Annotated in this window: 20 protein-coding genes and 1 riboswitch; of the genes, 13 read left to right on the forward strand and 7 right to left on the reverse strand. The window is 41.4% G+C overall.

Annotation, left to right across the window (positions count from 1 at the left end; all coding sequences use genetic code 11):
- The 3 genes from ACH3Z1_RS00185 to ACH3Z1_RS00195 form a co-directional block, all read left to right on the forward strand.
- Window positions 1-1,141: NAD(P)/FAD-dependent oxidoreductase (locus ACH3Z1_RS00185; RefSeq protein WP_490819792.1), on the forward strand; the 1,141-nt coding region annotated here is incomplete at its 5' end.
- 53 nt (window positions 1,142-1,194) lie between these two features.
- Complete coding sequence (locus tag ACH3Z1_RS00190; RefSeq protein WP_490819793.1) at window positions 1,195-1,599, forward strand: hypothetical protein; 405 nt, start codon at window positions 1,195-1,197, stop codon at window positions 1,597-1,599.
- 413 nt (window positions 1,600-2,012) lie between these two features.
- On the forward strand, window positions 2,013-2,153 hold the full coding sequence (locus ACH3Z1_RS00195) for a hypothetical protein (protein WP_490819795.1): 141 nt from the start codon (window positions 2,013-2,015) through the stop codon (window positions 2,151-2,153).
- A 92-nt stretch (window positions 2,154-2,245) separates the two neighbouring features.
- On the opposite strand, the gene ACH3Z1_RS00200 is transcribed toward ACH3Z1_RS00195, so the two are convergent.
- The gene (locus ACH3Z1_RS00200; protein WP_490819797.1) at window positions 2,246-2,692 is read right to left on the reverse strand and encodes a hypothetical protein; all 447 of its coding nucleotides are present in this window, start codon (window positions 2,690-2,692) and stop codon (window positions 2,246-2,248) included.
- Between the two features lie 240 nt (window positions 2,693-2,932).
- Entirely contained in the window at window positions 2,933-4,078 is a 1,146-nt protein-coding gene (locus ACH3Z1_RS00205) for an MFS transporter (RefSeq protein WP_490819798.1), read from the reverse strand.
- A 167-nt stretch (window positions 4,079-4,245) separates the two neighbouring features.
- Between ACH3Z1_RS00205 and aspS the strand changes: the two genes are divergently transcribed.
- Window positions 4,246-6,075 carry an aspartate--tRNA ligase gene (gene aspS / locus ACH3Z1_RS00210; RefSeq protein ID WP_490819800.1) on the forward strand — a complete coding sequence of 610 codons (1,830 nt, stop codon included), beginning with the start codon at window positions 4,246-4,248 and terminating at the stop codon, window positions 6,073-6,075.
- 63 nt (window positions 6,076-6,138) lie between these two features.
- Here the strand turns inward: aspS and ACH3Z1_RS00215 are convergent, their stop codons facing one another.
- Both ACH3Z1_RS00215 and ACH3Z1_RS00220 read right to left on the reverse strand, forming a co-directional pair.
- Window positions 6,139-6,843, reverse strand: a complete 705-nt coding sequence (locus ACH3Z1_RS00215) for a hypothetical protein (RefSeq protein ID WP_490819801.1) — start codon at window positions 6,841-6,843, stop codon at window positions 6,139-6,141.
- 2 nt (window positions 6,844-6,845) lie between these two features.
- Complete coding sequence (locus ACH3Z1_RS00220) at window positions 6,846-7,178, reverse strand: PadR family transcriptional regulator (protein ID WP_490819802.1); 333 nt, start codon at window positions 7,176-7,178, stop codon at window positions 6,846-6,848.
- 131 nt (window positions 7,179-7,309) lie between these two features.
- Between ACH3Z1_RS00220 and ACH3Z1_RS00225 the strand changes: the two genes are divergently transcribed.
- The 3 genes from ACH3Z1_RS00225 (at window position 7,310) to ACH3Z1_RS00235 (ending at window position 10,689) form a co-directional block, all read left to right on the forward strand.
- Window positions 7,310-7,825 carry a hypothetical protein gene (locus ACH3Z1_RS00225; RefSeq protein ID WP_490819804.1) on the forward strand — a complete coding sequence of 172 codons (516 nt, stop codon included), beginning with the start codon at window positions 7,310-7,312 and terminating at the stop codon, window positions 7,823-7,825.
- A gap of 63 nt (window positions 7,826-7,888) precedes the next feature.
- Window positions 7,889-9,139 (forward strand): replication-associated recombination protein A, encoded by a 1,251-nt coding sequence (locus tag ACH3Z1_RS00230; RefSeq protein ID WP_490821231.1) that lies wholly within the window; start codon window positions 7,889-7,891, stop codon window positions 9,137-9,139.
- Between the two features lie 194 nt (window positions 9,140-9,333).
- Complete coding sequence (locus ACH3Z1_RS00235) at window positions 9,334-10,689, forward strand: M28 family metallopeptidase (RefSeq protein WP_490819805.1); 1,356 nt, start codon at window positions 9,334-9,336, stop codon at window positions 10,687-10,689.
- A gap of 67 nt (window positions 10,690-10,756) precedes the next feature.
- Here the strand turns inward: ACH3Z1_RS00235 and ACH3Z1_RS00240 are convergent, their stop codons facing one another.
- Window positions 10,757-12,226: an NAD(P)/FAD-dependent oxidoreductase gene (locus ACH3Z1_RS00240; RefSeq protein ID WP_490819806.1), complete on the reverse strand. Its 1,470-nt coding sequence runs from the start codon at window positions 12,224-12,226 to the stop codon at window positions 10,757-10,759.
- 102 nt (window positions 12,227-12,328) lie between these two features.
- On the opposite strand from ACH3Z1_RS00240, the gene ACH3Z1_RS00245 reads away from it, so the two are divergent.
- A complete protein-coding gene (locus ACH3Z1_RS00245) occupies window positions 12,329-12,778 on the forward strand; it encodes a GNAT family N-acetyltransferase (RefSeq protein WP_490819808.1) in 450 nt (149 codons plus the stop codon).
- A gap of 68 nt (window positions 12,779-12,846) precedes the next feature.
- On the opposite strand, the gene uvrA is transcribed toward ACH3Z1_RS00245, so the two are convergent.
- Entirely contained in the window at window positions 12,847-15,726 is a 2,880-nt protein-coding gene (uvrA, locus tag ACH3Z1_RS00250; RefSeq protein WP_490819809.1) for an excinuclease ABC subunit UvrA, read from the reverse strand.
- 188 nt (window positions 15,727-15,914) lie between these two features.
- A riboswitch (SAM riboswitch) is annotated at window positions 15,915-16,031 on the forward strand.
- Window positions 16,032-16,215: 184 nt separating this feature from the next.
- Here uvrA and ACH3Z1_RS00255 point away from each other — a divergent pair.
- The 4 genes from ACH3Z1_RS00255 to ACH3Z1_RS00270 all read left to right on the forward strand — a co-directional run bounded on the left by ACH3Z1_RS00255 (window position 16,216) and on the right by ACH3Z1_RS00270 (window position 20,680).
- Entirely contained in the window at window positions 16,216-17,397 is a 1,182-nt protein-coding gene (locus tag ACH3Z1_RS00255) for a trans-sulfuration enzyme family protein (protein ID WP_490819811.1), read from the forward strand.
- Between the two features lie 6 nt (window positions 17,398-17,403).
- The gene (locus ACH3Z1_RS00260; RefSeq protein ID WP_490819813.1) at window positions 17,404-18,660 is read left to right on the forward strand and encodes a homoserine dehydrogenase; all 1,257 of its coding nucleotides are present in this window, start codon (window positions 17,404-17,406) and stop codon (window positions 18,658-18,660) included.
- Window positions 18,661-18,722: 62 nt separating this feature from the next.
- The gene (locus ACH3Z1_RS00265; RefSeq protein ID WP_490819814.1) at window positions 18,723-19,325 is read left to right on the forward strand and encodes a phosphatase PAP2 family protein; all 603 of its coding nucleotides are present in this window, start codon (window positions 18,723-18,725) and stop codon (window positions 19,323-19,325) included.
- Window positions 19,326-19,393: 68 nt separating this feature from the next.
- The gene (locus ACH3Z1_RS00270; RefSeq protein ID WP_490819815.1) at window positions 19,394-20,680 is read left to right on the forward strand and encodes an alkaline phosphatase family protein; all 1,287 of its coding nucleotides are present in this window, start codon (window positions 19,394-19,396) and stop codon (window positions 20,678-20,680) included.
- Window positions 20,681-20,742: 62 nt separating this feature from the next.
- Here ACH3Z1_RS00270 and ACH3Z1_RS00275 read toward each other — a convergent pair whose 3' ends face one another.
- Complete coding sequence (locus tag ACH3Z1_RS00275) at window positions 20,743-22,212, reverse strand: M28 family peptidase (protein WP_490819816.1); 1,470 nt, start codon at window positions 22,210-22,212, stop codon at window positions 20,743-20,745.
- Between the two features lie 484 nt (window positions 22,213-22,696).
- Between ACH3Z1_RS00275 and ACH3Z1_RS00280 the strand changes: the two genes are divergently transcribed.
- On the forward strand, window positions 22,697-23,404 hold the full coding sequence (locus ACH3Z1_RS00280; protein WP_490819818.1) for a sensor histidine kinase: 708 nt from the start codon (window positions 22,697-22,699) through the stop codon (window positions 23,402-23,404).
- Window positions 23,405-23,718 lie beyond the last annotated feature (314 nt).

A 23,718-nucleotide genomic window follows, 5' to 3' on the forward strand; every position in this document is an offset into this window, starting at 1 on the left:
CAGACATCAGACATCAGACATCAGACATCAGACATCAGACATCAGACATCAGACATCAGACATCAGACATCAGACATCAGACATCATGAATCTTGATTATCTCATCATCGGCCAGGGCATCTGCGGTACCATGTTAAGCTGGAACCTGATGCGTGCGGGGAAGACAGTGATGGTGGTGGATGAATCAAAACCTTATACTGCATCCAAAGTAGCGAGTGGTGTGATTAATCCGGTTACAGGCAGAAGAATTGTTCGTACCTGGGAAATTGATACCATTATGCCATTCGCCGTGCAGGCTTACCGGCAACTGGAAAAAGAACTGGGTGTTTCATTGATCCGCCAATGCAATATCCTCGACTTCCATCCTACTCCACAAATGATGCTGGCTTTCAAAGAAAGGTTGCCGGAAGAAACAGCATACCTGCGTGTACCGGAACATACGGAAGGATTAGAACAGTATTTCAACTTTGATTTTGGTGTGGGAGAAATCAACCCATGCTGGCTTATCGATCTGCATACATTGCTGGAACGCTGGCGCTCCGAGTTACGATCAGCCAATGCTTTGCTTGAACAAAGTTTTAACTGGAATGACTGTAGTATTACTGAAACAGGAGTAAGCTATGCGGGCATTCATGCTTCGGCCATTATTTGTTGTGAAGGGGCAGCCGGATTACAAAATCCATATTTTCATTTGTTACCTTATGCACCCAATAAGGGACAGGCCATCATTGCAGAAATCAAAAACTTACCTGCTACTAATATTTATAAACAGGGCATCAACCTGGTTCCCTGGAAAGACCATCTTTGGTGGATCGGTTCTACTTACGAATGGAACTTTACCGACACCAATCCTTCTGCCGATTTCAGACAAAAAGTAGCAACGCATTTACAACACTGGTTAAAACTTCCTTTCAGCATCATTGATCATATCGCTGCTGAAAGACCAGCCAATATGGAAAGACGACCATTTGTAGGTATGCACCCGGTACAGCATGCAGTTGGTCTCTTCAATGGCATGGGAACAAAGGGCTGTTCACTGGCTCCCTACTTTGCACAGCAGTTTACCGCATCACTTGTACATCAAAAGGATATCATGCCCGCCGCCGATGTACGCCGTTTCAGCAGAATTTTAAGTCGCTGAAAACCGAAAAAAATTAATATTGCAGTTATTTGCCAATTACCAGAACTGCTTACATGTCAAACTCACCCAAGCAACACTACAGTATTCCGTTGAAATACCGGAAAATGGAAAACCTGCATATTGTTTTCTGGCTCTTTAAAGACATCGCATGGTGTTTAGGTTTTAAGATACTCGGTATCACAATGATTGTACCCACACTTACCATTGCATTGGTGATCAGTTGGCGAACGAGAAAAATGATGTCGGAACTCTGCCACAATATTGCGATTGCGGTATGGATCAGTGCCAATTCTTACTGGATGGTGAGTGAGTTCTTAGGATTTGCTGATAGAATGGTATGGGGAACATATACCTTCAAACACCTGGCTTTAATTCCTTTTAGTATGGGTGTACTGATATTAGGATTCTACTACCTGATCTGGCGACCCTGGCATAAGGAAGAAAATGAAACAATGTAGCAAATGAGCCGCTGAACAAGCTATTTTGCCGCCGACGCACTTATATTACCATTCATCACAGGTACTTTACCGCTTGTATTGGCGCAAGTCCCGCTTGTCCCTGTTTTTATACAGTGGTGTTTTCCGCCCTTATACCTTTATGCAATCAAAGTAAATGGAGCCTCGCTCCCATGTAATATGAACCACCACACTGAATTTCTGTTTGCCCGTTTCCGTCAGCGCGTGAAACCACCAGAAGTTCGCATCAACTAAATTTCTTCCCGTTCACCATTTCCGGAAAAGAACACTGATGAATGTGATGTAAGCAGTAGCTGCAGCTATTTCTTATACCCCAATATCAGTACCCAATGGTGCCGTCAGCGACGGTAGGGGGAAGTCGTATACCATTTTCAAAACAGCATCATTCTATAAACATGAAACCATTTGCAGTGGCGATTGCCGGAGCGGCAGTATTGTTACTCTGTCTTGGCAACCAAAAACAACCCAAACGACAAACATTATCAATCAAAAAAAATGTGGTGTCGTTTTCGCTCAACAACCTTGTGAGAAAATAACCCAAGTAATTAAAAGATGAAAACCATCCCTCCTTAGCCAATACAATCTGCGAATCTGCGGCTTACTGTTAGCCGCTGATTCGCAGATTAGTTTACAGTCTTCTGAATGTGTAACGTGTTATATAGTTACCGTTATAATTGGTAGCTACGATACGATTATTATACACAGCAATATCATCAAAATACATATCAACAGAAGCACCGGTATAATTGTCGTACACATTTACTTCCCATACATCGTGTGCACGGTCGTAGTAGTTACCATACTGGTCGTAATAACCGCCAATAACGGTTCTGATACGCCATGAGCCTCTCATCAGGTTATATCCGTCATCGTATTCAGCACTACCATTGTTGTAGAAATCGAATACACCATCTTCCAGTCCCGAACGGAAATATTGCCATCCATATCCATCACTGCGGGCAGCATCGGATACCACCCATGTTCCGGCAATGGATCGCGGACTTATATCGATGACCGACTTGGAGCAACTGGTGAGGATAATAATCAGTGTGGTAAAGAGTAGCAGTTTTTTCATACAAAATCATTTTCAGGGTTATGAACTGTTTACATCTTCTGTAATCCAATTCTTTTACCAGAAATGATTTTCAGTACCTGTTTGGCTCCTTTTATATTTTATTTAACGACTCTGCGAAACCTTCCCTTCTTCCTTTCTCCCTGCTAAACACCCTCGGAAATAGTTATATCAAATTTGTAAAATGCATTAACAGTGAGAAAGGGAGAACGAGAGTTAAAATGGAGTTATTTACAAATTAGATCAACGCTCCCATTTCATGAGGGTGGCCATAATGGTAGTAGAAAACCCGATCATGGCAATGATGGTAAAGGACCATCGCAGACCTGATAACTCCGCAATAAATCCAATAAGCGGTGGACCAATCAAAAAGCCTAAAAATCCAATAGTAGATACCGCCGCCAATGCTACTCCGGGCGACATGGTTTTCGATTTACCGGCTGCACTGTACACAAGTGGCACAACAGATGAAACACCAAGCCCGACAAGAAAGAAACCCATCGTTGCCGAAACAATGGTGGGAAACAATACAGCAATCGCCAATCCACTACTGATGATAATGCCACTGGCCTGCAACATCCGCTGGATACCAAACCTTGTAACGAGTCTGTCACCCAAAAATCTTCCAGTGGCCATGGTGGCCATGAAAACAGTATAACCCAGTGTTACCATTTCCTTAGGCGCTTCCACTACTTTCTGAAAATATACACCACTCCAGTCGAACATGGTTCCCTCACAAACAAGGCATCCAAAAGCAATCAGTCCAAGCTTTAATATGGTAGCATCCGGTTTAGCAAAAAGGGGTTGCTTATTTTCCGGTTGTGAATCGTTGGGGAGAATATAACCCTGTGCCAGTAATACAACGATGAGTGAAATAATACAGATCAATAAAAAATGATGCATCGGTGCTATCCCCTGCGCTATCAAAAATGTACCGATGGCTGCTCCCGAAAAACCTGCCAGACTCCAGATACCATGAAAAGTAGCCATAATCGATCGCTGGTAAAGCGATTCCACCCCTACTGCCTGTGTATTGGCGGAAATATTATAGAGGTTACCAAAAATGCCAAAGAAGAAAAGTACCCCAGCCAGTTGCCAGGTAGCCGTTACGGCACCTATCAGGATCAATATCAAAGGATAACCTACCGCAGCAATGGTTACCATGGTTTTACTACTGAAACGGGTAACGGCCCAACCCGATAATGGCAGGCTCAGCATCAAGCCCGATGGAAGTGCGAGTAAAACAGCCCCCAAACCAGCATCACTCAATCCAAGCTTCAGCTTGATATCCGGTATCCGGCTTGCCCAGCTGGCAAAACATAAACCCGCCATAAAAAAGAAAACAGCCACCGCCAAACGATGTGCTTTCCGTGATCTGTTTGCTTGCATGCAGCAAAGATGAGATAAAACGGCTGTTTTTCAAGCCCATCTCGTTCAGATGCTTGCAGCTTTTGGAGTATATTTGCCGCCCTTGGGAGGAAGTACGATAGTACATGGACTATGGGCTATGAACCATCAATTTCCCCCACCAAGCAATCAACCTCAAAGAATCATCTATGTTTCGTACACACACTTGTGGAGAGTTAAGAGCCAGTGATGCAGGTAAAAATGTAACCCTTGCCGGCTGGGTACAGACCGTTCGTAAATTCGGTGCCATTACATTCGTTGATCTTCGTGATCGTTATGGTATTACACAGTTATTATTTGGTGAAGAATTGAATGCTGCATTGGATGCCCAGCCATTGGGACGTGAGTTTGTATTACAGGCCATCGGTACTGTTGCAGAAAGAAGTAATAAGAATCCCAACATTCCTACCGGTGATATCGAAATTCATATCAGCAACTTTACTATTCTGAATAAATCAGCCGTACCTCCCTTTACCATTCAGGATGATACAGATGGCGGTGATGACCTGCGTATGAAATATCGTTTTCTTGACTTGCGCAGAAATGCCATCAAGAAAAATCTTGAATTACGTTATGCAGTGAACCGTTCCGCGAGAAACTATTTGCATGAAAATAATTTCATGGATATTGAAACCCCCTTCCTGATTAAATCAACACCAGAGGGGGCAAGAGATTTTGTAGTGCCTTCCAGGATGAACCCGGGTCAGTTTTATGCTTTACCACAATCACCACAAACTTTTAAACAGCTATTGATGGTGAGCGGGTACGACCGTTACTATCAGGTGGTAAAATGTTTTCGCGATGAGGATCTTCGTGCCGATCGTCAGCCGGAGTTTACACAGATCGACTGCGAAATGGCTTTTGTAGAGCAGGAAGATATATTGAACATGTTTGAAGGAATGGTGAAACGTGTGTTTAAAGACGTGAAAAATATCGACTACACCGAAAAAGTGGAACGCATGAGTTGGGAAGATGCCATGTGGATGTATGGTAATGATAAACCGGATATCCGTTTTGGTATGCAGATCGCTAATCTTAAATCAGCTTTTCTGAAAGGTGGAAAAATAAATGCTACAGGTGAACTGATCAATGGCGCCGGCTTTGGTGTTTTCGACAATGCAGAAACAGTGCTCGCCATTGCTGCACCCGGTTGCAGCGAATATACCCGTAAACAAACAGATGAGCTGACTGAATGGGTAAAACGTCCGCAGATAGGTATGCAGGGACTGGTATACATCAAATGCAATACAGACGGTACTTATAAAAGCAGTGTCGATAAATTTTATAATGAAGACAAACTGAAAGCCATTGCAGATGCCGCTGGTGCCAAAGCTGGCGATCTGGTATTGATACTGGCTGGCAGAGAAGAAAGAACCAGGAAAGCAACCAGTGAGTTACGTCTCGAAATAGGTAGAAGACTGGGACTGAGAAAAGACGATGAATTCAAATTATTGTGGGTACTTGACTTTCCTTTGTTTGAATACGATGAAGAGGGGAACAGATGGGTAGCACGTCATCATCCGTTTACTTCTCCAAAACCTGATCAGATTGAAGTGATGATCAATAATAATCCGTTGATTGAAAACGCCGATAAATACCTGGAACATCCTTATTCCAATATCAAGGCCAATGCCTATGATATGGTGTTGAATGGTAATGAAATTGGCGGTGGTTCTATCCGTATCTACCAGCGTGAATTACAGGAAAAAATGTTTGCTGCATTAGGCATGAGTGAAGAAGAAGCACAACATAAGTTTGGTTTCCTCTTGGGTGCTTTTGAATATGGTGCTCCCCCGCATGGCGGTATCGCTTATGGTTTCGATCGTCTTTGTGCTATTTTAGGCGGTAGCGAAAGCATCCGCGACTTTATTGCCTTCCCTAAAAACAACAGCGGCCGCGATGTAATGTTAGATGCCCCAAGCACGATAGACAAGCAGCAGTTTGATGAATTACAGATTAAGTTGGATTTGAAAAATTAATACAATTACCTGAAAGCCACAGATTCACAGATGAGAAAATAATCTACGAATCTGTGGCTTCATTTATTTTACAAACGCCGCCGGATATTGTTCCATTGCCTTAACATGAACAGTTTTGATCATTTCTCTTCTGACCAGCCAAAAAACAGTGTATAAAATAAATAACCCCGAGAACAGATAATATTCAAGCAGTGTAATACTCTCTTCACTTACCGTAGCCAAAAAACCTTTGTTTAAGGACCTGCTGCCAATTTGTATGAAAAAGATCAGGTAGAAAAACCCGAAATCAAAATACTGAGGATCTGTCATAAGTAATTTCTGCCGGTGCTGTCTTCTGATTTTTTTGTTGCGCAATTCCTGTGAAATAAACAGATAGAGAAAAACCATTCCCATAGCACCCGTTCCGTACACCAGCATATCTACACTGGTTGAAAACTGCTGGTAAGTAGTTACTAAAAGCAACATCAATATGGTTAAAGCAACTTTAGGGAAAGTAAAGTAAGACAAGAACAATTTTCGTCTCATTTGTTTATATGATTTACGCATATAAACTGATTTTGACCTCACAATCTCCTTCAAACCAAAACTTCCGAAAGAAACGTGCACTTCTTCGAGGGCTTTTTTAAATTCCAAAGAAGGATCAGCCTGCATTTTAGTTTCAATGGCATTGGCCATATGATCTACAATTTCCACCTGAACATCATAATAGTGTACCCCCTTTCGGTTACAATAAGCATGCAATTCCTGCACCTGTTCATCAGTTAACATAGTTAAGCAGTTTTAGGTTGAAAAATCAGGGATAAGTTGTTTAAAAATGATTGCAGTTCATTAAATGAATGAACGGATTGTTTTTTACCGGCTTTTGTAAGTGAATAATATTTCCGCATACGATTTCCTGCCGATTCAATTTCAGTTTCTAATATTCCTTCTTCCTCAAGCCTGTGTAGCAATGGATACAACGCTCCTTCTGTAATATCCAAATGCCCCTTGGTCAACTCCCGGGCCTTTTGTGTAATCTGGTAACCATACATACGCCCGTTATCCTTTAATAGCTGAAGAATTATAGGTTCCAGGCAACCTTTATATAAAGCCGACTTATTCATACCCTAAAATATAAAAAAATCACAAATACCTAACTTTCTTATGTATAAATATTTTCAGGTTTACCATCTGCTCGGTGAATCTGTGGCTTATTTATTTATCAATACATTTGCGGGCTATAATTCCTATTTCTATGCGCTCGCTGAAAATATTCCGTATTCTTTCCTACATCATGCTCCCCATTGCTTGTCTTTTTGGTCTGATGGGCTTACTGATCCTGATTCCGGCACTGATGAATCCATCGATGTGGTTGATGCTATTTTTATTTGCCAGCATCGTCATCTATACTTTTTCCAGCTTTAAATTTCTGACTACCGGTATCGAAAGAAATGCACGTTGTAAACCTTCACTCAAAGACTGGATCAAAGTAAATGCCTATGTGAGCCTGGTAATGGGTGGTATGTTTTTTATCAATGCCATTGGTATCCTGTCATTAGGGCCGGTTGCATTGAGCGACTTTGTAACACAAATGATCGACGCACAGCCTAACTTACCCAAAGGAATGAAACCCGATTTCATCATCTCCTTACTAAAAGGGGTTGCTGGATGTATGCTGGTAGCCAGCATCATCATTATTGCACATGTCATATTGGGTCTGGGGATGGTGAAAAAATTCGGACACCTGTTCACCACACCCACAAATCAGTAAAAGAATCTCTGGTCTTTTTTGTACTTTACAAAAGTGAACACAACAACACCTTTAGCGGAAAGAATGCGGCCTGTTGTATTGGATGATCTTGTCGGACAAGAACACCTGACTGGCAAAGGAAGTATCCTTAGAACATCAATTGAAAATGGCCGTATACCTTCCATGTTATTATGGGGACCACCCGGTGTAGGTAAAACCACTATTGCCAATATCATTGCACATAGTTTACAGGCTCCTTATTTTCAGCTCAGTGCCATTAGCAGTGGGGTGAAAGATGTGCGTGAAGTAATAGAAGAAGCCAAACACCGTCCGGGCGCTGTATTATTCATTGATGAGATACATCGCTTTAACAAAGGCCAGCAAGACGCATTACTGGGCGCCGTTGAAAAAGGTACCATCACACTAATTGGCGCCACTACAGAAAATCCCTCTTTTGAAGTAAACAGCGCCTTACTCAGTCGTTGTCAGGTATATGTATTAAAAGCCTTACAGGATGATGACCTCATTCGTTTACTTCAACAGGTAGCAGAAAAAGACAGCATACTCAAATCGTACAGGATTGAATTAAAAGAAACCACCGCACTGATCAATATTTCTGGTGGTGATGCACGTAAACTCCTGAATCTATTTGAACTGGTGGTTCAAACAACCAGTCTCAAACAAAACAATGCTAAAGATATCTCTGTTACCGATGCCCTGGTAATGGAAGTGGCACAGAAAAAAGTAGCGCTCTACGATAAACAGGGTGAACAGCATTATGATATCGTTTCTGCCTTTATTAAAAGCATGCGTGGCAGTGATCCCAATGCAGCAGTATACTGGCTGGCACGTATGATTGAAGGTGGTGAAGATGTAAAATTCATCGCCCGCCGTATGGTAATTTTCGCCAGTGAAGATGTTGGTAATGCCAACCCAAATGCACTTTTACTCGCCAACGCTACTTTCGATGCAGTCAATAAAATAGGTTATCCTGAAAGCCGAATTATTCTTTCTCAATGTGCCACCTATCTGGCATCATCAGCAAAAAGCAATGCTTCATATATGGCCATCAACCTTGCGCTTTCCGCAGTTCAAAAACAGGGTGATCTGCCAGTACCACTGCATATTCGCAATGCACCTACCCAACTCATGAAGAACCTGAACTATGGAAAAGATTACCAGTATTCACATATGGGTGAGGGCAATTTTATTCCGCAGGAATACCTGCCGGAAAAAATTGCAGGTACTAAATTCTATGAACCCGGTAACAATGCCCGCGAACAGGAGCTCCGTAAATTCCTCAAAGAAAGATGGAAGGATAAATATAACTATTGATCGCTGCGTAAACTTCGTTATCTCTTGTTCTCTGCGGTGAATTGAGATTGTCATTCACCGCAGAGAACAAGAGAACGGGGAGTTTACGCTGAGAGCACATATTCACCCTGAGTTGTTCGTGTTTTACCGAATCGTACATTAAACAAATGGTTATGAGCCTTGTTATTCATAGATTTAAGACCCAATTCTGCATTATGAAATACATATTACGCTTACTCACTATTAGTGGTTGTATCATGCTTACAACAACCACACATGCACAAACCATTATTCAACGCGATCCGGAAATTGAAAAAATGGTGAAAGAAGTGAATGCCGATTCACTGAAAGCATATATCTATAAACTGGTAAGTTTTGGTACCAGAAATACACTGAGTACACAAACAGATCCCAACAGAGGTATTGGTGCAGCAAGAAACTGGGTACTGCAAAAATTTAATGAGTTTGCTAAAAAATCGAATGGCAGGTTAACTGCTTTTATTGATACCACTACCCTTCAAAAAGGCGGACGGGTTGATACCACCTTACTCTTAGGCAATGTAATGGCCATTCTAAAAGGAACGGACACAGCAGACAAAAGAATTTTTGTGATCAGTGGTCACCTCGACAATATGCGCACCAGTGTAATGGATCGTATTGGCGATGCACCTGGTGCCAATGATGATGGCAGTGGTACAGCAGCCGTAATTGAAAGTGCAAGAATCATGAGTCAGCGTAGTTTTCCCGCTACCATCATTTTTGTAGCTGTAAGTGGTGAGGAACAAGGGTTACTGGGTGCAAAATTTATGGCTACAAAAGCCAAAACAGAAGGCTGGAATATTGAAGCGGTGCTGAATAACGATATCATGGGTAGTAACAATACCAGTGAAACCAATATCATCGATAACACACGTATTCGTGTTTTCAGTGAAGGTATCCCGGCTTTTGAAACAGAAAAAAATATCCGCAATATCCGCCAGTTAGGTTTAGAGAATGATGGAAAAGCGCGTCAACTCGCCCGTTATACCAAAGAAATTGGCGAACGTTATATAGACAACCTTGAAGTAGTGATGATTTATCGCAACGACCGTTTTCTGCGTGGTGGTGACCATACTTCTTTTATTGAACAGGGGTATGCAGCCGTTCGTTTTACAGAAATGAATGAAAACTATTATCACCAGCACCAGAATGTTCGACTGGAGAACGGTATTCAATATGGCGACTTACCAGAATTTATGGACTATGAATACCTGCGCAAGAACACTGCTATGAACCTGAGTAATCTTGCCAATTTATCAAAAGCACCTGCCATGCCGGAAGAGGTAAAAATTGAAACGCGTCGCTTGAGTAATTATAGCCTGATTACCTGGTCTGCCCCAAAAACAGGAAAAGTAAAAGGCTATTATATATTGATGCGTGAAACAACAAGCCCCGTATGGCAGAAGAAATTATTTACAACTGAAAAATCTTACCAGTTACCTTATTCCAAAGACAATTATTTCTTTGCTGTACAGAGTGTAAATGAATCGGGTAATGAGAGTTTACCCGTGATTCCTGTACCAGGCAGATAAACCTAAATTATAGTTAAAGCCACCGATTCATCCGCCTTAGGTGGACGAATCGGTGGCTTATTGATTTTTACACTTTTTCAGGCACCATTCTTCCCGCCACTTTATCTTCTGCTCCCCTGTTACCACCTTCATGGTATTCGGCATCTTCGTTTACTTCCCAGAGATCGTACAATTCATTACCCGCAATGATATTTTTAGCAGCCAGCATGGCCGTCATCATACTATGATCCTGGTTATTGTATTTATGCATACCGTTTCTTCCCACCAGGTATAAACCCGGATAGGCTTTGATGGCCTGACGAATATGCTCTACATGCTCCTTATAATCCTGGTCGTATACCGGATAGGCTTTGGGTTGACGTACCACATAACCATCTACCACCGAACTGCCTTTTGTAAGACCAATCTTTTCAATTTCTTTTTTACCCAGTTCAATCAAGGTTTCATCGCTGCTTGTCCATAAACCATCACCTTCAAAACAGAAATATTCAAGTCCATAACAAGCCATGGCTGGATCAGGCACCATATAAGGGCTCCATGATTTAAAATTTTGTACCCGCCCTACTTTCACACTGGGATCATGAATATAAATCCAGTTATCGCTGAAAGCATCTTCATCTCTGCAGATCAATACAACAGTAAGAAAATCGCGGTAACCCAATGCCGCTGCTGATTGCAGCACAGGTTGTGCAAAAGCGGGAGATACACTGGCTACCAGCTCACGCATGGGTGCAGATGAAAGCACATAATCGAAATCACCCAAACTGCCTTTGTTATTGGTTTGCACCGTCCATTTTCCATTGGCCAAATGAATTTGCTGCACGCCACAATTCATCTCCAGTACCATACCATTGGCCTTTGCTTTTTCGGCACACACTTCCCACATCATACCCGGGCCCTGTTTGGGATATCGGAATGAATCGATCAGCGTTTTAATGACTTTATCCTTATCACCAGCTTTCTTTGTGGGCTTGAACAAGGCATTCCAGATGGCACTGCTCAATGACAAACCCTTGATGCGTTGCGCAGCCCAATCTGCACTGATTTCTTTACAGGGAATACCCCATACTTTTTCTGTGTATGTTTTGAAAAAGATATTAAAGAGTCTTTTACCAAACTGATTGGTTACCCAATCCTCAAAATTGGTAGGGTTCTTTATAGGGAAAGCTTTTGCTTTGAGATAACTCAACACACAAAGTCCGCTTTCAATGATTCCCAGCTTATTTAAAGCTTCAAATGCGACTAGTGGGTAAGAGAAAAATTTGTGGTTATAATAAATACGTGAGCTCCTGGGTCGCTCGAGCATTTCATCACCCAAAATTTCTGTCCAGAAATCTTCCACTTCTTTTGATTTTGAAAAGAAGCGGTGTCCGCCAATATCAAAATGAAATCCTTTATAAGATTCGGTTCTTGAGATACCACCCACATATTGCGGGTCTTTCTCGAAAACAGTAACCGATTGTCCGTCTTTGGCCAGTAAATACGCAGCGGTTAAACCCGCGGGACCGGCACCAATTATGGCAACTCTTTTTTTCATATACCTGAAGCGCTGAAAATATATTTTCTCCAGCGGGCCAAAGTTGTGAAATAAATATGGTACTACCACTATTTTTGCTCCTGTTCATTCATTTATTACTCCATGAGCCCATATAACTGGTACTACAAAAGCTTTAATGACCTTTCTCCACAGGAATTATATGCCATCATGCACCTAAGAAGCGAGGTATTTGTGGTGGAACAGAACTGCCCTTATCTTGACCCGGACGGGAAAGACCTGCAATCATGGCACCTGATGGGCTGGGATAGCAATAAACTGGTGGCCTATAGCCGTTTATTACCTGCCGGACTTGCATTTGAGGAAATTTCAATTGGTCGGGTAGTGAGTTCTCCTGCTTACAGAGGCACGGGTGCAGGAAGAGAACTGATGAAAAATGCCATTGAAACAGCTTACTATTTATTTGGTCAGCAACCAATAAGAATAGGTGCGCAACTATATCTCCAGCAATTTTATGAATCACTCGGCTTTGTACAGGTAAGTGAAATGTACCTGGAGGATAATATTCCACATATAGAAATGGTTAAGAGATAAGCTTCGAGCTGCTAGCCACTAGCTTCTAGCGACATTCATCTAGAAGCTAGTAGCTAGCAGCTCGAGGCTTACCCCTTTAGTTCCTCCTTCACAAACCTCGCCGTATGACTTTTTTTATTGTGGATCATTTCTTCGGGGGTGCCTTCAAATAAAATGATACCACCACCATCGCCACCTTCAGGGCCCAGGTCGATAATGTGGTCTGCCACTTTTATTACATCGAGGTTGTGTTCAATAACCAATACGGTATTACCCCTGTCTACCAGCTTATTCAGCACATCCAACAAATGGCGTATATCCTGGAAATGCAGACCCGTTGTGGGTTCGTCAAGAATGTAAAATGTTTTGCCGGTATCTTTTTTTCCAAGCTCTGTTGCAAGCTTTACCCGTTGTGCCTCACCACCACTCAGTGTTACCGCTGACTGACCTAATGTAATGTATCCGAGGCCTACATCCTGTAACACTTTTACTTTTCTATAGAGATAATGTACAGGTTGAAAAAAATCGCAGGCTTCATCAACGGTCATATTCAATACATCACTGATTGATTTGCCTTTGTATCTTATCTCCAGTGTTTCACGATTGTATCTTTTGCCGTTACACTTTTCACAGTGCACATACACATCTGGAAGGAAATTCATTTCAATGACACGCATGCCACCACCTTCACACATATCGCAACGGCCTCCTTTTACATTAAAAGAAAAACGTCCTGCGTTGTATCCCCTGATTTTTGCTTCGGGAACCGATGCAAACAAAGTTCTGATCTCTGTAAAGAAACCACAATAGGTTGCCGGATTGCTTCGTGGTGTTCTGCCAATGGGTGACTGATCAATTTCAATCACTTTATCAATATGCTCAAGCCCCTTGATACTCTTGAATTCCATAGGTGTCACCCTGCTGTTATAACAATGTTTCGATAACAGTGGATATAAGGTTTCATTGATGAGTGTTGATTTACCACTTCCACTTACACCACTCACCACAATGAGTTTACCCAATGGAAACTGTACGCTTACATTTTTCAGGTTATTGCCACCCGCACCTTTTAACTCCAGTATTTTTCCATTGCCACTTCTTCTCTCTGCAGGTATTTCAATACTTTTTTTCCCATTCAGGTATTGTGCTGTTTCGGACTGACTCTTCAACACCTCGGATGGAGTTCCTTCTGCAACAATTTGTCCGCCGTAAGTACCTGCCCTCGGACCGATATCAACAAGATGATCTGCCGCCAGCATAATATCTTTATCATGTTCCACTACCAATACCGTATTCCCAATGTTTCGCAGATTTTGGAGGGCTTTGATGAGTTGATGGTTATCGCGCTGGTGCAACCCGATGGATGGTTCATCAAGTATATAAGTAATACCCTGCAACTGCGATCCAATTTGTGTAGCAAGCCTGATACGTTGCGACTCTCCACCGCTTAATGTTCTGGATGGCCTGTTTAACGAGAGATAAGTAAGGCCCACATCCAGTAAAAACTGTAAACGCTCTCTGATTTCTTTCAGGATATCTTTTGCGATAACATTCTGCTTATTGTCTAACCTTTTCTCAATTCCTTCAAACCATTTCTGCAGTTTATCGAGGTTCAGGTTACTGAGTTCTGAAATATTTTTTTCATCTACCTTAAACCAGAGACTTTCTTTTTTCAGTCTTGCTCCTTTACATTCCCCACAGGTTCTCAGTTCCATGAATTGTTCCACCCATTCCCTTAAAGCCTCACTGCTGCTCGTTCCTGTGAACCAGCGTTTGAGCATGGGAATAATACCTTCAAAAACACCTTCATAAGGTGTTCCTGTAGCTACTTCATCCATATCTACCATTTCTTCCGTAACACCATCCGCATTTCCGTAGAGTAATATATTGAGTGATTTTTCGGGTAGTTCTTTGATGGACTTATCAAGGCTGATCTTATTCTTTTTTGCGAGTACTTCTACGTTTCTGAACATGTAGGCATCCCGTTGCTCACCCAACGGTGCAATACCTCCTTCTTTTATACTCAGTGAACGATCAGGTATCACCGCTTCCATACTCACCGAATAAACATTGCCTAATCCTTTGCAAACCGGGCAGGCGCCATAGGGTGAATTAAATGAAAATGCATTGGGTGAAGGTTCCTCATAACTAATCCCCGTCTCTTCACACATCAGTTGTTTGGAATACTGTACAACTTTACTGGTATCATTGATGAGGAGGAACATCAGGTCTTTGCCCATTTTCAGGGTCTGCTGTACACTTTGACTCAATCTTACCCGCATACCATCCGTTACCTGCAAACGGTCTATTACCACTTCAATATCATGGATTTTATAACGGTCTACCTGCAATTTGGGTGTGAGATCAATTACTTCACCGTCAACCCTTACTTTGAGAAATCCTTTTTTGCGGATATCTTCAAATAGCTCACGATAATGACCTTTTCTACCACGAATCAATGGCGCCAGTAAAGTGATTTTTTTCTGTTTGTATTTCTGAAAAATATTGTCAACGATTTCTTCCTCGCTGAACTTGATCATCTTCTTCCCCGTGTTGTAACTATATGCTTCCCCAATCCGTGCAAATAACAAACGCATAAAGTCATATACTTCTGTAACGGTACCAACCGTAGATCGCGGGTTCTTATTGGTTGTTTTTTGTTCGATGGAAATAACAGGTGAAAGCCCGGTAATTTTATCTACATCGGGTCTCTCCATATCGCCCATAAACTGGCGTGCGTAGGCACTGAAACTTTCCATGTACCTGCGTTGTCCTTCATTATATATGGTATCGAAAGCGAGAGATGATTTACCGCTTCCGCTTACGCCCGTGAAAACAACCAGTTTATTTTTAGGAATGCTTATGTCGATATTTTTCAGGTTATGCTCCCGCGCGCCGTACACAGAAATCTGCTCTTCCTGAAATGATGGAGGAGATGTTTTATTCTCCTGTGAAGTCTTTTTTGCCATAGCTGAAAGGTAAAGATAAGAACATCCGGTCAGCCTTTTTGTTGCAAGCGAACGAGTGTTAGGAAAAAATTTTATGCGACGAAACGCTTTACAGCAAAAGGTTTCACAGAATTAACAAATTTATTTTTTATACAGATTTGGTAAATTGATCGGCAGCACCCTACTTTTGTACCAGTTCTTTCAACAACAACTTATCAAGAAAGGCAGAGGGAATTGGCCCGATGATGCCTTGGCAACCCATATCGCTTACTCAGCGGTACGAAGGTGCCAAATCCGATTCCGCCACAGGCGGAAAGAGATAAGTCAGAGTAAAAGTTTGATTTCAAAACGGTTCGCCGTTCTACATAGTTCAAGCTCATCTGACTTACCGGGTGAGCTTTTTTTATGCTCTGCCGGTAAGTTCACTCTCCTTCAGGATTTGTTGCTGCGAAAAACACTGATTAACAACATTCATCATTTCTTTCTCAGGAAAGAAGCAAACTGTTTAACATGAGCAACGCAACACAACTGATTCACAGTATTCCGGTTGACCCACTTACCGGTGCCATTGCCGTACCCATTTACCAAACTTCCACTTTTGTGCAGGAGGCACCTGGTGTAAACAAAGGTTATGATTATGCCCGTAGCGGAAACCCCACACGTGCCACACTAGAAAAGTTAATTGCCGAACTGGAAAATGGTGAAGTGGGCCTTGCATTTGCCAGCGGACTTGCAGCCATCGACAATGTCATCAAACTACTGAAGACCGGAGATGAAATTGTTGCCGTTGATGATATTTATGGTGGTGCTTTCCGTCTTTTTAATAATGTATATGAACAGTTTGGCATTAAAGTACATTATGTAGACACTAGTGATGTAGCTAATATTGTGGATGCCATTACCCCAAAAACCAAACTGATCTGGCTGGAAACGCCTACCAACCCTACTTTAAAAATTTCAGACATTGCGGCCATTGCTAAAGTGGCCAAAGCCAATGGCTGTTTACTTTGCGTAGATAATACTTTTGCTACACCTGCCTTACAACAACCTCTTTCATTGGGAGCTGATATTGTGATTCACAGCGCTACCAAATACCTGGGCGGACACAGCGATCTGATTGCCGGTATTGTAGTAGCCAAAGACCAAGAAATCGGTGCCCGGTTAAAATATTTACAGAATGCCTGTGGTGCCATATTGGGGCCATTTGATAGCTGGCTGGTGATTCGTGGTATTGAAACACTTCACCTGCGTATTCGCCAGCATTGCAGTAGTGCACTTGCTGTTGCCCAGTTTCTGGAATCGCACCCGGCAGTTGATAAAGTGTACTATCCGGGTTTAAGTACACACCCCAATCACGAAGTTGCAAAAAAGCAGTCCAAAAATTTTGGCGGTATCGTTTCTTTCTCCCTGAAAGAAGATACAGCGCAGGCAGCCATTGATTTTGTTAGTGCTACCAAACTATTCAAACTCGCAGAAAGCCTGGGTGGAATTAAAAGTCTAGTATCACATCCGGCTAATATGACCCACAAATCTATTCCGGCTGAGAAAAGAAGATCCGCAGGTGTTTCAGACAGTCTGATACGCTTATCAATTGGACTCGAAGAACCAGAGGACCTCGTGGCTGATCTTTCAGACACATTTGACCGTGTATATTCTAAACAACAACAATATTCAACAAACACTATAGCATAAACAGCAATGGAAGCACACAAACAGTTAACGATTGGATTATTTGGATTTGGCGTAGTAGGTGAAGGCTTGTACAAAGTATTACAGCAAACACCTTCATTAAAAGCCAGCATCAAAAAAGTATGTATCAGGAATGCAGCTAAGAAAAGAGATGCTCCTGCTGATTTATTTACGACCGACAGACAAGTGTTACTGAGTGATCCTGAGATCAATGTAATCGTAGAAGTAATTGATGACGCCAATGCCGCTTTTGAGATTGTTTCAACTGCATTACGCAACGGTAAATCGGTAGTCAGTGCCAGCAAAAAAATGATTGCTGAACATTTACCTGAATTGCTCGAAATACAGGCGCAAACCGGCCAGTCATTTTTATATGAATCTTCCGCCTGTGCTTCCATCCCTGTCATCAGGAACCTGGAGGAATATTACGATAATGACCTGCTTCATTCTATCAAAGCCATTGTTAATGGATCAACTAATTTTATCCTGACCAAAATGTTTGAGGATAAGCTCGATTTCCAGTCGGCTCTTCTACTTGCTCAGCAATTAGGCTTTGCCGAAAGCAATCCGAAATTAGATGTGGAAGGATATGATGCACTTAACAAATGGGTTATCCTCCTGAACCATGCTTATGGTATTGTTACCAGCCCTAATGACGTACTCTTCAGTGGTATCCAGAATATTCAGCTAAGTGATGCATTGGTGGCCAAGGAAAAAAACCTCGACATCAAACTGATTGCCCAGGCTAAAAAATTAAAGAACGGTTCGGTTGCCGCTTTTGTATTGCCTCAATTTGTAAAACAGGATGAGCCACTTTCTTTCGTGAAAAATGAATATAATGGTGTGGTTATTGAAAGCGGTTTTGCAGATAAACAGTTCTTTTATGGAAAAGGGGCCGGCAGTTTCCCTACTGCTTCTGCCGTATTAAGCGATATTGCTGCTTTACGCTACAATTATAAATACGAATACAAAAAACTTTACCACCACAAACCACATACCCTGACCAACGATTTTTACCTGAAAGTGTATGTAAGTTTTGATGACTGGAAATACATTCCACGTGAAGATTTTGAATGGATTGAAGAATGGCATGCAGAAGCTGAAAGAAAATACCTGGTAGGCGTATTGCATGTAAGCAAATTAACAGGGGAAGAATGGTGGAAAGAAAACAACACTTCACTTATTCTTACCAATGATCCGATCATTGATAATCTGGATATCATTAAACTCAAGAAAAAAAGCCTGGAACTGGCCGGTGTAGCATAAACAGAATTGCAGGTTAGCAGCGTTTTCCTTTTCTTCGCTTTGTGAACAGGACAAAGCTACATATGCCTAAAAGCCTACAAACAGCAATACTCATTACACTATTATTGAGTGCCCTCTTATTTGGTTTTTCGGCATGGTACGGAAAGGAAAACGCTTTTTTATTGTTGAATACCAATCTTGGCCCAATCGCCGATCAATTCTTCAGATTTTGCACTTATCTGGGTGATGGAATCATCTGGGTACCCGTTACTTTACTCATACTGGCATTTCGGAGGAAATACTGGATACTGGTTTTTGCCTGCATCATTATTTCAACACTGATTGCCCAGCTCAGTAAGAATGTTTTTTTTAAGGGTCTGCCACGTCCATCCCTGGCGATTCCAGACAACTCCCTTTTTCACAGTGTGTCAGGTGTTGATCTGCATACCATGAATAGTTTTCCATCGGGCCATACCACTACTGCTTTTACCATTTTCCTCATGGCCTGTTTACTGATCGATAAGAAATGGGTGGTATTTGCTGGCCTATTGTATGCTTTAATTGCTGCTTATTCGAGGGTATATCTTGCGCAACATTTTCCGCTAGACCTGGCCGGTGGTATGCTAGCAGCCATCATTACCATTATCTGTTCCGCAGCCTTACAGAATAAATGGGGTAAAAATTGACAGTAAAGTCATACGCTTAACCCAAAATACAGTTCTCAGCGCTTAGCTTTGTTTCATAAATCTTATGCATGCAAAGACTTGCTTATACTATTCTGTGTTGCTTTTTGATGGTTGCAACATCAGGTCAGGATACAACCGAACAGATTATTCCGGGAAGGGTAAATAGTCCTGTACAGCAACAGAAGCCGTATGTCATACTCATATCTGCCGATGGATTCAGGCATGATTTTGCAGAAAAATATCAGGCTAAAAATCTGTTGCAACTACGAAAAAAAGGCGTTACGGCGTCTTATATGACACCCTCTTTCCCATCACTTACTTTTCCCAATCATTATACCATTGTTACTGGTTTATATCCGGCACATCATGGTTTATTAGACAATAGTTTTTTTGATAAAGGAAGAAATCAAACCTATACCATGTCTGATAAAAAAATGGTGGCAGATCCTTACTGGTACGGCGGTACTCCATTATGGGTACTGGCAGAGCAGCAACAAATGATTGCGGCCAGCTTTTACTGGGTGGCATCAGAAGCACCTATTCAAAACATGCTTCCTACTTATCATTATTTCTACAATGAGAAAATAAGCATTGATACACGTATTGATAAAGTAAAACAATGGCTGGCATTACCGGAAGAAAAGAGACCTCATTTTATCAGTTTTTACTTCCCTGAAGTAGACCATGCAGCACATACATATGGACCAGACAGTAAAGAAACAGCGGAAGCTGTTCATTTTGTTGATGAAAGTGTTGGCAGATTAAATGCTGTTGCGGAGAAATCAGGTTTACCGGTGAATTTTGTTTTTGTAGCCGATCACGGAATGACGAAGGTTGATTACGAACATACTCTTCCTTATCCTGCTTCTATTGACCAGTCGAAATTTTCTCATAATAATGGCAGTGCCGTAGTTCAGCTCTATGCAAAAGATAAAGCTGACATACCAGCTATGTACGAACAATTAAAGAAAGAAGCCGTTGATTACGATGTTTACCTTAAAGACGAAATGCCGGAAACATTACATTACCGTTCAACTGATGATCGTTTCAACAGAATTGGTGACATTATGCTGATGGCCCGTCTCCCAAAAATATTCAGCAGACAGGGTAGACCCACCAGTCCGGGAAAACACGGTTACGATCCTGCCATTCCTGATATGCGCGCCAGTTTCCAGACCTGGGGTCCGGCTTTTAACAAAGGACTGAAGATGGATGGTTTTGAAAACATACATGTATACCCCATGATCGCCACCATACTCGGCCTGAAGTATGATGCATCAAAAATTGATGGAAAGAAAGAAGTGCTGGAACAAGCGTTGAAAACAGAGAAACAGGAAATAAGAAATAAGGAATGAGAAAGTGGAAATTTCCCCACTTTCTCATTCCTTATTTCTCTGTTCGTTATTCCTCTGTTTCCCTAGTCTTCCCAACGCCATTCCCCCGCTATCTTCAGCGGTTCTTTGAGATTGCTTTTCAGGAGAAAATCTCTGGTTTCGGCATCGGTGAAATGTTTGGCTTTGATAATATCTGTATCTGCTATCCCAAACAATAACATGGCATTAAAACGAACCGTATTTTTCATACCCTGTTCATCTACCAGTTTAAACCCATCGCAGTCTGCATGATAACAGGGACCTGCGTTATTGGGTAACCTGCCTCCTGCTGCCCCACCTGTAGGAACACCGTGTAACATAAAGGGTTGGTGATCGCTGTGTAAACCTGCACCGCTTCTGAACTGGTTGGTAAAACTGGTATCAATACTTTTAGCAATGGCACCAATTCCCTGAAACAGTTCACGGCTTTCTTCTGCTGTGGTGGAATATCCTTTGGGATCATTGGTCATATCATAATTGAGCATGTACCTGATCTGGTCAATACTTTTGTCTTTTATAGCAGCTGCCACATATGCTTTTGAACCCAGCAGTCCTTCTTCTTCACCCATAAACATCACAAATTCGATGGTGCGCTGGGGTTGCAATTTCAACACTTTAAAAGTACGTGCCATATCAAGCACCGAGAATGAGCCGATACCATTATCAATAGCACCTGTTGCAAGATCCCAGCTATCCAGGTGACCACCGACTACAATTTTTTCGTTGGGTTTTGTTTTGCCTTTAATGGTAGCTACTACATTTCTCGCTTTGATCATACCCGAGAAATTGGTCATTTTGATATGCGCAAACTGTTTCGCTTTTGCTACTTCAGTTTTAAAAGCCATACCATCTTCTTTTCCTATGCATACTGCCGGAATAGGTATCAGCTTTCCTGTTACCGAAGCAGTACCTGTAAGCAGGATACCACCATCGGCTGTATTAATAATAATAATACCTTTAGCTCCATACTTTGTTGCCAGTGCCGTTTTTTCAGAACGATGTAAACTTCTGGTACCTGGCTTTGAACCCGGTAATACGCCCAGGTATACCAGTGCAATTTTACCTTCTGTTTTTCCGGGACTGGCCAGGTAATCTTCTTCCAGACCATTTCCCATGTCGGCGACTTCGAGTGTAATATCTGCAGCTACTGGCGAATGCGCCAGTGTTACCGATTTTACTTCTTTGAGTGTATTTGTATTGGTTCCGGTATGTACACTTAGTGTTCCCCTACTCCAGCTCTCTACTTCAAAAGGTTGGTAGCGTACATCTTTGAAACCGTAAGATTTCAGCAACTGAAACGCATACGCTTCGGCTTTTTCGCCATTTTTTGACCCTGTTAATCGGTGTCCGATGGTTTCTGTAGCTTCTTTTAAAGTGGGATAAGCTTTTGAGTTTTTCTGAACTTCTTCATTGATTAATTTGAAAATGTTGTTCCACTCTTCTTTAACCTGTGCAAAACTTACAGTGGCTCCGAAAAGTGACAACAGCAATAAAAAACAACTATTTTTCTTCATAAGGGTGAATGATTGAGGATGAAATTTATAGATAAATCACGAAGTTTCATATAATAATACACCAGCAGCCCATTCACCGCTAAAAGGGGGTCAAAAACCGTATATACACTATAATCTGTACATAAAAGCATATTTAATATCTTAGACCCCGATGAGCAGTCACAAAAAAACATACTGGATTTTTCAGATCACCGGATGGACCCTGTATTGCCTGATCTATATTTTCTTTTACTTATCTATTCGTATTGAACCTCAACCGAATTTTTTTGAGCAGCTACTAACACATGTCTTTATTGGTTTTTGGCTTACACATTTAATGCGAATGGTGATTCAGCAGACAAAAATCCTACAGCTTAATTTTAAAAAACAACTGATCTCGTTAACATTATTGTCATTGCTCTTTTCTTTTCTCATTGGTCTCTGCATAGTAACAACTGAAATGTTATTACGGATACAATCAGTGAACCTTTCTGAATTTTCTTTTTTGAATATCGCTATCCGTTTTGCATTTTCTTATTTTCATTTTGTATTGATATGGAACTTACTTTATTTCACTTACCATTATATTCAAAAAACAAGGCAACAGAATATAGAACAGGCAAAATTGGAAAATCTGTTGAAAGAGTTGGAGATTACTACCATTAAATCTCATATCAATCCACAATTTTTATTCAATGGCTTAAACAGTATTCGTTCTCTTGTGACAGAAAACCCTGTAAGAGCCAGAACGGCAATTACCATGCTCAGTAATATTCTACGCAGTAGTATACAGGTGGACAAGGCGGAGAAAACACTTTTCGAAAAAGAGCTATCCATTATCAAAGATTATATTTCACTGGAGCAAGTACGGTTTTCAGATCAGATGCAAGTGCAGTACAGAATAGATGATGATACGCTTGACCAGCCTGTTCCTGCTATGGTGATTCAGCACCTCGTTGAAAATGCAATTAAGTATGGCATCAATATAAGTAATCAAAACAGCCATCTTGAACTATATTCCGAGTATAAGGATGAAGTACATTGTTTTGGTGTAGTAAGTCAGGGAAATCTTTCTTCTTATCTTGAAAATGAGTCTTCGGCACTCGATGAAACCAGGAAAAGATTGTTTATTCTATATGGCAAAAATGCCAACCTGAAGGTGCAGGAAGAACAATTGGGATATATTACTGCTTCAGTTTGTTTGCCATTATAAAACGATTCTCCTACAAAAGTATATTCCCAAAATATTCGGTGGTTGTGTGCAACCCGAAAATTCAATTTGCATACATATGGGCATCTGTGCTTTATAAGATGCAACTTGTATTTAGAGTTGCATTTTATAGTGATATAATTCTGCAAATACAATGCAATACTAAATCGTAAAGCACTACAATTCAACCTTTTGCATTTTTTATACCTGAATTTTCGATGCAACAAATGTAATTGTGTACGCAAACACATTATCCTTTCAGCTGCAATAGAAGCAGATGTAATTATACCTATGAAATCTGCAACTCATTTTTAAAA

The sequence above is a fragment of the Sediminibacterium sp. FW305-C-49 genome, from assembly GCF_058231085.1.